The organism is Burkholderia lata (genome assembly GCF_902499025.1).
Classification (GTDB): Bacteria; Pseudomonadota; Gammaproteobacteria; order Burkholderiales; family Burkholderiaceae; genus Burkholderia; species Burkholderia lata_C.
Window position 1 is genome coordinate 18,618 of the sequence record NZ_CABVPW010000021.1, and the last position, 10,288, is coordinate 28,905.

General features: G+C 67.7%; 2 protein-coding genes. Both read right to left on the reverse strand.

Annotation, left to right across the window (positions count from 1 at the left end):
• Nucleotides 1–49: 49 nt before the first annotated feature.
• Nucleotides 50–712: a glycosyltransferase family 25 protein gene (locus BDI24065_RS21365; RefSeq protein ID WP_254609823.1), complete on the reverse strand. Its 663-nt coding sequence runs from the start codon at nucleotides 710–712 to the stop codon at nucleotides 50–52.
• On the reverse strand, nucleotides 709–10,215 hold the full coding sequence (locus BDI24065_RS21370; protein ID WP_175032950.1) for a non-ribosomal peptide synthetase: 9,507 nt from the start codon (nucleotides 10,213–10,215) through the stop codon (nucleotides 709–711). Before BDI24065_RS21370 ends, BDI24065_RS21365 begins: the two co-directional genes overlap by 4 nt.
• Nucleotides 10,216–10,288 lie beyond the last annotated feature (73 nt).

The following is a 10,288-nucleotide window of genomic DNA, read 5'->3' on the forward strand; positions in this document are numbered from 1 at the left end:
TTCAATGGCCTGTCGAGTGAGGGATCGCGGCGAGCACGGGCCGCAGGCGTTACCAGCCGTCCGGAATGGGCATGGAATAGGTCAGCGGCTTTTCCGGCATCACTTCGTCCATGATGTCGGAGTAGCCGGACTCCTGTCCGACCAGATTCGGCTCGAAGCAGTAGCAATTGAACGTCTGCTGCAGCACGAGGTTGTTGCGGTCGTTGATCGCCGGCGGGTTTTCGTTGATCGCGATGAACGCGTCGTAAAGCGAGTCCCTGACGACGTACGCGTGCGCGGTGAGCGTCTCCACGGCCTTGACGATGTTCGGCGCGACGGGAATGGGCGGCGTGAAGTGATACGCGCCCAGGAACAGCATGTGCCAGTCGTCCGGCACTTGCGCGATGAACTCGGGGAAGCGCGCGGCGAAATCGGCGTCGAAGAACGCGTCGTCCTCGAAGATCAGGACTTCGCTCGCGCCGGCGGCCTTGGCCTGTTTCACCGCGGCGAGATGGCTCATCGTGCAGCCATAGTCCTGCGGGCGCATATGGCTCAACGATTCCGGCACGCTCACCAGCCTGGCATCGACGGCGGACAGCCGTTCCACCGTGAGAATGTTCTGCTCTGCGAATTTTCGTTGCATCGCTTCCCAGCGGTCGGGGCGCCGGTCCAGGTTGATGCAGACCTTGCGGGCGAAAGTGTTGTCGATCGTCGGCGTTGATTTCAATTTCATGAGGGCTTTTTTTCCAGAAATGAATTGACTTGGGCGGCGAGCGCACCGGCATGCGGATCGAGCAGCATGGTCAGGTGGTCGCCGGGGACGTCCGTCACCGCGACGGGGAGCGCCGAGAAGCGGGACCATCCCCAGGTCGGGTCGAGGCGAAGCTGCGCGATCTCGGGCGACGGAGCGTAGTCGCCGGGATCGCGCTCGGTGCTGCGGAACAACGCGATCGGCACGGGCAGCGGGGTGGCTTGCGGCGCGTAGTGCGATTTGAAGTTGGCCTGATAGACGCGCAGGTAGGCGCGCAGGCGGTCGGACCCGGCGTCCGCGAACCAGCTGCCGCGGCTGCCGATCCGCTCGAGGATCAGGCCGGCCTGGCCGTCGGGATCGAGCTGGACGAGGTCGGCTCGCGTCACCTGAAGGTCGGTCCCGAGGAAGGTGCCGATTTCGTGGGCGATCGCGACCAGCCATTCGGTGTCGTCCCAATCCTGCCAGTAAGTGGCGGCCGAGCTGTCGATGGGCGCGGACGCGTCGAGGATCGCCAGCAGTTTCACGTCGGCGCCCTTGGCGACCAGTTGCCGGCTCATTTCGAGCGCCACGTGCGCGCCGAACGAGTGGCCCGCCAGGTAGTACGGGCCCGCGCCCACCAGCGGCCAGATGCGTTCGATATGACGGGCCGCGATGTCTTCCACGCGGGTGAGCGGCTCGCACGAGCCGTCGAGGCCGAGCGCTTCCAGCCCGTGAATCGCGTGGGCGCCGCTCAGGTGGTTCGCGAGCGGGTGGAAGTAGACCACGTTCCCGCCGGCGCCCGGCAGGAGGAAGAGCGGCGCGGCGGGGCCGCCGTCGCGAATCGGCACGAGTCCGCCGGCGGGCGCGGACGGCTCTTGCGCGGCCAGCGCCGTCGCCAGTTTCTCGATCGTAGGATTCTCGAAGAGACAGGAAATCGGCAGCCGGCGATCGAATGCCTTCTCGACATTGGCCATCAACTGGATCGCGATGATCGAGTGGCCGCCGAGGTCGAAATAGTTGTCGCTGACCTTGATGTCGTCTCTTTTGAAGATCCGCTGCCAGATCTCCAGCAACGTGCTTTCGTCGGCCGTATGCGCGACGGCGCGTGCCGCCGTGGCCGCACCGGCGGCGGCTTCGATCGCCGGTTCGGCCTCACCGCGCGGCGCGCCCGGCTGGCCACCGGCGGCCCGCGGATCGGCGAGCTGGCCGGTCAGCCGGGTCGGTTCGTCGGCGAATCGTTCCAGCAGCGTGCGGAGGGTGCCGAGCATCTGCCGCACGACATCCGGCGCGACGCGGTGTGCATCGTGCGAAATATGGAAGCCGATGCGCTCGTTCGGGTGCACGGTCAGGGTCAGCGGGTAATTCGATTCCGCGAACGCGCGGGTGTCGAGGATCTCGATGTCATCCGGCCCGAGATCGGGGGCGGCGGCAACCGGGAAGTTCTCGAAGACCAGCAGGCTGTCGAACAGGCTGTCGCGGGCGGGCAGTTCGCTCCACGACTGGATATCGACCAGCGAACTGTACGAATGCGGCTCCATCGCCGTCTGGGCTGCGTGAACCTCTGCCAGCCATTCGATGAAGGGGCGCTCCGGCGCGATACGCAAGCGCAGCGGCAGCGTGTTGATGAACAGCCCCACGATCGACTCGACGCCGTCGAGCATCGGCGGTCGACCGGACACGGTGACGCCGAAGACGACGTCGTCCGTTCCGGCGTGACGCCGCAGCACCAACGCCCAGGCCGCGCGGACCAGCACGTTGAGCGTGACGCGATGCGTCCGCGTGAGCGCTTGCAGCCGCGCGGTCAGGGCCTCGTCCAGCAGGAATTGCTGGGTCCTGCGCTTGTCCTGCCGCGCGGTGTCGCCGGCCGTCTGCCGGGCCGGACCGGCCGCGATCGGCGTGGCGGCATGGAAGCCGGCCAACTCGGCGCGCCACCAGGTTTCGTCAGCCGAGCGAGGATGACGCGCGAGCCAGTCGATGTACGCGCGGTATCCCGGCGCCGACGCCGCGACCGCGGGCATGCCGGTGCGGGCGAGCGACAGGTAGTCGTCGAACACTTCCTTCATCAGGGTCGCGGTGCTCCAGCCGTCGAGGATGATGTGGTGCGCGCTCCAGCAGAAGCGATGGCGCGTGTCCGTTTCCTGGATCAGCGTGCAGCGGAACAACGGCGCCCGCTGCAGATCGAAGCCGCGCTTCCGGTCGTCGGCGAGGAACGCATCGAAGTCCTGCGCGCGGCGGGACGCATCGCGGTGCCGCCAGTCGACGAACGTCCACGGCAGCTCGACCGTGTGCAGCACGGTCTGGACGGGATGATCGCGATTGGCCCACGCGAACGCAGTGCGCAGCACGGCATGGCGCGCGAGCGCATTGGCCCACGCTTGCCGGAGCGCCGGCACCTGGAGCGGGCCGCTGACGACAAAGCTGAACTGCTGGAAATAGGCGGCGGGATCGAGGTCGTACAGCGAATGGAACAGGATGCCCTGCTGCAGCGACGAGAGCGGGTAGCTGTCCTCGATGTCGTCCCATGCGGTGTCGGGGACCGACGCCGCGAAGTCGAGCAACCGGTCCTTGAAGTGCGCGGCCAGGTTCTCGACCGTCTGCCGCCGGTGGAGCCGCTCGCCGTAGCGCCAGTCCACCTGAAGCTTGCCGTCGACCACAGCCGCGACGATCTCGAATGCGTGCGTGCGCTGCGACCGCCCGGCGCGCAGCGAACCGAGGTCTTCGGCCGCCGGGCGCCAGCCATCGGATTGCTGCAACACGGTATCGAGCTGCCCGTGATAGTTGAAGAGGATATCGGCTTTCGGCAACGCGGCGAGACTGTCGCGCACGGCGGCGTCGGGGCTCAGGTAGCGGAGCAACGAATAGCCGAGGCCGTCGGCCGGAGTCCGGCGCAGCTGCTGCCGCGCGGCACGCAGCGCTTCGTCAGGCGCTTGCATCGCGTCGGCGTCGAGCACGACGGGGTAGATGGACGTGAACCAGCCCACCGTCCGGGTGAGGTCGAGCGGCGCATCCGACACATGGCGGCCGTGACTCTCGAGATCGATCCGGGTGCGGGCGTTGCCCGTGACCATGCTGCAGGCTTGCGCGAGCGCGACGAGCAGGACGTCGTTGATGCGGGTGTCGTAGGCGCGTGGCAGCCGGCGTAGCAACGTGGTGGTGTCGGCTTCGTCCAGTTCGAATGAAACGGATGACGCATCGCCGACCGCGTTGTTGGCTCCGTTGTTGGCCGCACTCGCGGCCGGATAGTCAACCGGCATCGGCTCGACAGGCTGCGCGAGGAGGGCCTGCCACAGTCGGGCTTCGTCGCCGATGGCGGGCGACCGGGCCAGTTGCTGCAGATGCAACGCCCATTCGCGGAACGACGTCGTCTTCTCGGGCAACGGCTGGCCGTGGTACGCGGCATGCAAGTCCTCGAGGAGCACGCGCCACGACACGCCGTCCACCGCCAGGTGATGGACCGACACGAACAGGCGGGCGAGCGGCTCGTCGGCCAGGCAGAAGAGCCGGGCCGCCAGCAACGGGCCGTGCGCGATGTCGATGCCGCGCTCCGCGTCAGCGGCGGCGGCGCGCATCGCCGCCAGGCGCTCGCCGGCGTCGCCCGCGATCACCTGCTTCGCAAAGAGCGCCGGCATCTCGCCACCGGCGACGACTTGCTGGGTCCAGCGGCCCGCACCGTGCGAGAAACGCAGTCGCAACGCGTCGTGATGTTCGTAGACTTGCCGGAACGCGTCGCCGAGCCTCGACGCGTCGATATCCGCCGGCACCTGGATCAGGACCGTTTGATTGTAGTGCGACGGCGCATCGATCTCCTGTTCGAAGAGCCAGTGCTGCACCGGCGTGAGCGGCGCTTCGCCCAGCGGGCTCAAGGTCGGCGCGTGTGCTGCCTGTTCCTCGGGCGCGGCGGCCAGCTGCGCGATCGTCTGATACTGGAACAGCTGCTTCGCCGTCACGCGCAGCCCCGCCTGATTGGCGCGCGCGATCACCTGGATGCTCAGGATGGAGTCGCCACCGAGTTCGAAGAAATTGTCGTGGATGCCGACGGAAGGCAGTTGCAGCACGTCTTGCCAGATCGACGCCAGCAGGATTTCCCGGGGCGTGACGGCCGGCGCGTGCGGCCGGGCTGCGTCGATCACGTTCGCCGGGAGCGGCAGCGCCTTGCGGTTGATCTTGCCGTTGGGCAGCATCGGCAAGGATTCAAGTGCGACGAACTGCGACGGCACCATGTAGTCGGCGAGCTTGCCGCCCAGATAGCCGCGCAGATCGGCGATGTCCGGTGCCGCGGTCGCGACATAGGCGATCAGGAACGTTCGGGCTCCTTCGGTTTTCGCGATCACGACGCAGTCGTCGACCGACGGATGCGTGCGCAGCGCCGCCTCGATTTCACCGGGTTCGATGCGCAGGCCGCGCAGCTTGATCTGGTGATCGATGCGGCCGAGGAACTCGATATTGCCGTCGGGGCGGTAGCGCGCGAGATCGCCGGTGCGATAGAGGCGCGCGAGCGGGTCAGCGGAGAACGGGTCGGCGATGAACTTCCCGGCGCTCAGTTCGGGTTCGCCGTGGTAGCCGCGCCCGACCGGCGTGCCGCCGATCAGCAATTCACCGGCCACGCCGACCGGCGCGGGCTGCATCTGCGCGTCGACGATGTAGAGGCGGGTGTTGGCGATGGGCCGGCCGATCGGGACGATGCGGTGCGGGTCGTCGCGCCGGCATTCCCACGCGGTCACGTCGACGGCGGCCTCGGTCGGGCCGTAAAGGTTGTAGAGCCTGACGTCCAGGCGCTCGAGGCAACGCTGCTGCAGGTCGTGGGGCAAAGCCTCGCCGCTGCACACGACGCGGCGCAGCGACGCGCAGTGCGCGTCGAGCTCCGGATGATCGAGGAACGCGCGCAGCATCGACGGCACGAAATGGATCGTGGTGATCCGTTCGCGCTCGATGAGCTCGACCAGGTAGTCGGCCTCGCGCTGGCCGCCGGGGCGGGCGAACACGAGGCTGGCGCCGGTGACGAGCGGCCAGAAGAGTTCCCAGACCGAGACGTCGAAGCTGAACGGGGTTTTCTGCAGCACGGCATCGTCGGCGTCGAGCGCGTAGGCGTGCTGCATCCAGAGGATGCGGTTGGTGATCGCGCGATGGGTGTTGAGCGCGCCCTTGGGGCGGCCGGTCGAGCCGGACGTGTAGATCATGTAGGCGAGGTTGTCGCCGTTCAGCGCAGGTGCGGGATTCGACACCGCGTCGAGGTCGAGATCGAGTTCGTCGCTATCGACGACGATCAGGCGGGCGCCGGTGTCGGGCAGAGCGGCGCGCAGATGCTGCTGGGTGAGCAGCCAGCGCAGCTGCGCGTGGTCGATCATGAAGCGCACGCGCTCGGCGGGGTAGTCGGGGTCGACTGGGACGTAGGCGCCGCCGGCCTTGAGGATCGCGAGCAGCGCGATGCTCATGTCGAGGGAGCGCTCCATGGCGACGCCGACGAGTGCATCGGGGCCGACGCCGAGCGCGATGAGGTGGTGGGCGAGGCGGTTGGCGCGCAGGTTGAGTTCGGCGTAGGTGAGCGCCTGGTCATCGAAGACGGCGGCGACGGCATCGGGCGTGCGCTCGACCTGCTGTTCGAACAGACGATGCAGCGGTTGCGCGGCGGCCTCGCCGAAATCCGTGTCGGTCTGGTTCCACTCGACGGTCAGCAGGTTCCGCTCCGCATCGCTCGACAACGACAGCGCGCCGAGCGGCCGGTCCGGATCGGCGATCACGGCATCGACGAGCGTACGGAAGTGCTCCGCCATGCGATCGATCGTGGCGGCGTCGAACAGGTCCAGGTTGTATTCCAGCGAGCCCGCGAGGCCGTCGTCGGCATCCTGGACATGGAGCGTGAGGTCGAACTTCGCGGTGTGGGTCTCCACCGACACCGGCGTGGCCACGAGGCCGGGGAAGCTCACCGCCTGGGGCTGTGCTTTCTCGTACGCGAACACGACCTGGAACACCGGCGTGCGGCTCAGGTTGCGTTCGAGCTCGAGCGAGTCCACCACCTGCTCGAACGGAATCTCCTGGCGGCTGTAGCCGTCCAGCGCGACGCGCTTCACGCGCGCCAGCAGTTCGCCGAAGGTCGGATTGCCCGACAGGTCCACGCGCAGCGCGAGCATGTTCGCGAAGAAGCCGATCAGCGGCTCGGTCATGCTGGAACGCCGATTGGCGATCGGGGAGCCGATGACGAGGTCCTGCTGGTTGCTGTATCGCGACAGGAGCAGCGCATACGCGGCGAGCACGACCATGAACGTGCTGGTGCCGGACGCGCGGGCAATCGCGCGCAGGCCGTCGGCGCGTTCACTGCCCAGCTGGAACGGCAGGACCGCGCCGCGGAACTGCTGGATGGCGGGCCGGGGGCGGTCGGTGGGCAGTTCGATCAGGTCCGGCGCGTCCGCCAGCGCGGCGCTCAGGAGCGCCAGTTCGTCATGCGTGTCGGCGGACGCCAGGCGCTCGTGCTGCCACACGGCGTAGTCTGCGTACTGGACAGCCAGTTCCGGCAGCGACTGGCCGGCATAGAGCGCGGCCAGTTCGCCGATGAGGATGCCTGACGACCATGCATCGGAAACGATGTGATGCATCACGATGCCGAACACGTGCAGGCGCTCATGGACGCGATACAGCACGACGCGATAGAGCGGCCCGGCGGCGAGATCGAACGGGCGGTCGGCTTGCGCCGCGAGCAGCGCGAGCGTGTCGGATTCGTCGGCGACGTCGACGACGTCGAGCGCGACCGGCGCCGGCGGCGCGATGCGTTGAACCCCGAGGCCGTCGACGGCGGGAAACGTCGTGCGCAGGATCTCGTGACGCCGGCTGATCTCGGACACGGCAACCCGCAGGCGCGCGATGTCCAGTTCGCCGTCGAAGCGCAGCGCGCTCGAGATGTTGTAGGTGGCCGACGGGCCTTCCAGTTGCGCGAGGAACCACAGCCGCTGCTGCGGAAAGGACAGCGGCAGGTCGTTCGTGCGCGAGCGGGGCAGGATGGTGCCGGCCGTCGAACCGGCGCGGGGCGACGACGCTTCGATCAGGTCGGACACCGCGCTGATGGTCTGGAGTTCGAAGATTGCGTCGATGCCGATCTCGACGGAGAAGCTGCTCCAGATCCGCGAGACCAGCTGCATGGCTTGCAGCGAATCGCCGCCGTAGTCAAAGAAGCGGCCGGTGAGATCGACGGCCGGATTGTCGAGCACGTCGCGCCAGATGCGCACCAGCTCGAGCTGGATCGGCGTCGCGTCGAGAGGGGCGGCGTCGGGCGCAGCGGCCGGCTCCAGGGCCAGGAGCGCCGGGCGATCCAGCTTGCCGTTGGCGTTGAGCGGGAATTCGGCGATCGGGATGATGTCGGACGGGACCATGTAGTCCGGCAGCTTCCCGGCCAGATAGGCCCGGAGGTCCGGCATGCCGAGGCTCGCGGCGCACTTGACATAGGCCGCCAGCTTGCGCACCCCGTGGGCGGATTCGCGCAGCATGACCGCCGCGCCGACGACCTCCTCGTGCGCGGCGATCGCGGCCTCGATCTCGCCGAGTTCGACACGGTGCCCGCGGATCTTGACCTGGTGGTCGACGCGTCCGTAGCACTGGATACGTCCGTCGGGCAGCCACCGGCCGATGTCGCCGGTGCGATAGATGCGCGCTTCGCCGGGGAACGGATGCTCGACGAATTTCGCGGCGGTGACGTCGGGCCGCTGGTGGTAGCCGCGCGCAAGGCCGGCGCCGGCGAGGCAGATTTCCCCGGGCACGCCGAGCGGAACCGGCCGCAGCGCGTCGTCGAGCATGTACACCCGGGTGTCGGCGATGGGCCGGCCGATCAGCACCGTGGACGGCGCGTCCTCGACGCGCTCGACGATGCAGCCGACCGTCGCCTCGGTAGGACCGTACTCGTTGTAGATTTCGATCGCGGGATCGATCTTGCGCAGCGTGGCGATGTGCTGGGGCGTCAGTTCCTCGCCGCCCACGATCACCTTGCGCACGCCGGAGCGTGCCAGGTTCATGTATTCCAGCAGGTGAATGTGGGTGGGCGTGAGCTTGAGGGTGTCGACGCCGCTGCCGGGCTGGAACATCCGGGCCAGGATGGTGTCGATGCTTTCCGACTGCGGATAGATGCGCAGCGTCTTGCCGCGCACCAGCGGGCAGAAGATGTTGGTGAGCGTGAAATCGAAGCAAAGCGAGCTGTACAGGCCGAAACTGCCGGTCGTGCTTTCCGGAAAGTAATACCCGGCGGCCCACGCGATGTAGTGGGCCAGGTTCCGGTGTTCGAGCAGGCAGCCTTTGGGTTTCCCGGTCGAGCCGGACGTGTAGAGCACGTAGGCCAGGTGCGCCGGTTCGGCACGGTACGGCGGGTTGTCCGGCAGCGGCGTCCAGCCGGGGAGTTCCTGATCCAGCAGCAGCGTCACGCCGGAGAATTCATACCACTGCGCCAGTTGGCTCGATTGGGTCACCAGCAGCGACAGGCCGGTGTCGCCGAGGATGTGATTGATCCGTTCGGCCGGATACGCCGGGTCCAGCGGAACGAACGCCGCCCCTGCCTTCAAGATGCCGAGAATCGCGACGATCATCCATTCGGAACGGTCGAGCATGATGCCGACCAGCGATTCCGGCCCGACGTCGTGGTGTTCGCGCAATTGATGCGCCAGGCTGTTGGCCCGGGCGTTCAGGTCGGCGTAGGTCATCAGCGAACTGTCGGTGACCAGGGCCGGCGCCGTCGGCGTGCGGGCGACCTGCGCTTCGAACATGGCGACGACCGTCGGGTGGCTGGGGCCCGCCGTCGCGGTTTCGTTGAAGGCGGTCAGCAGCGGCCGCTCTTCCGGCGGGGCCGATTCGATGTCGCCGACGGGCTGGTCGAGGTGTTCGAATGCCTCCAGCACCGCGCCGAGGCTGCCGGCGAAACCGTCGATGATGAAAGGCTCGATCGCCGCGCTGTAACGCAGCTCGATTTCGCCGCGCGCGAGCCGCAGATGCAGCTGCAGGTCGTCGTCCCGACCGGTCGGTGCGTGGTGTACCCGATCGTCCGCCAGCGCGACTTTCGTGAGCTGCGCGAGATCCATGTCCTGTTCGTTGCGCACGAGCGTTTCAAGCGGGAATCGAGGCTCGGCGTAGCTGTCTTCCACGATCCCGGCCACGCGCGACAGGTAGTCCTCGATACGCTCGTCGGGACGGACCTCGATGATCAGCGGAACGGTGGCGGCCCGGGCCGGCGGATGTTCGGCCAGCCCCGGCGTGCCGAGCACCGTGACCGGAATCCGGAAGTATTTCCAGAGCAGGAACGCAATGCCCGCCGCCGTGACCGCGAATTCGGCAAGCTCGCCGTCGCCGATATGCCGCAACAGGTCGAGCGACGCGGGCGTGAGCCGCACCGAGCGGGACAGCTGGCGACCCGGCTGCCGACTCGGGGCGTGCGGTGCGATCCGGTAGACGCCGGCGACCTGGGAAAGGCTTTCGCGCCAGAAACGCGCGGTGTGCGCATAGCGATGGTCGGTGACCAGCACGTTATTGTCTTGCACAGAAAACTCCTTGAGACGTTTTGTTCACCTGAAACAACCCGCAGCAGCGCGCACGGCGCCCGCTGCTCGAACC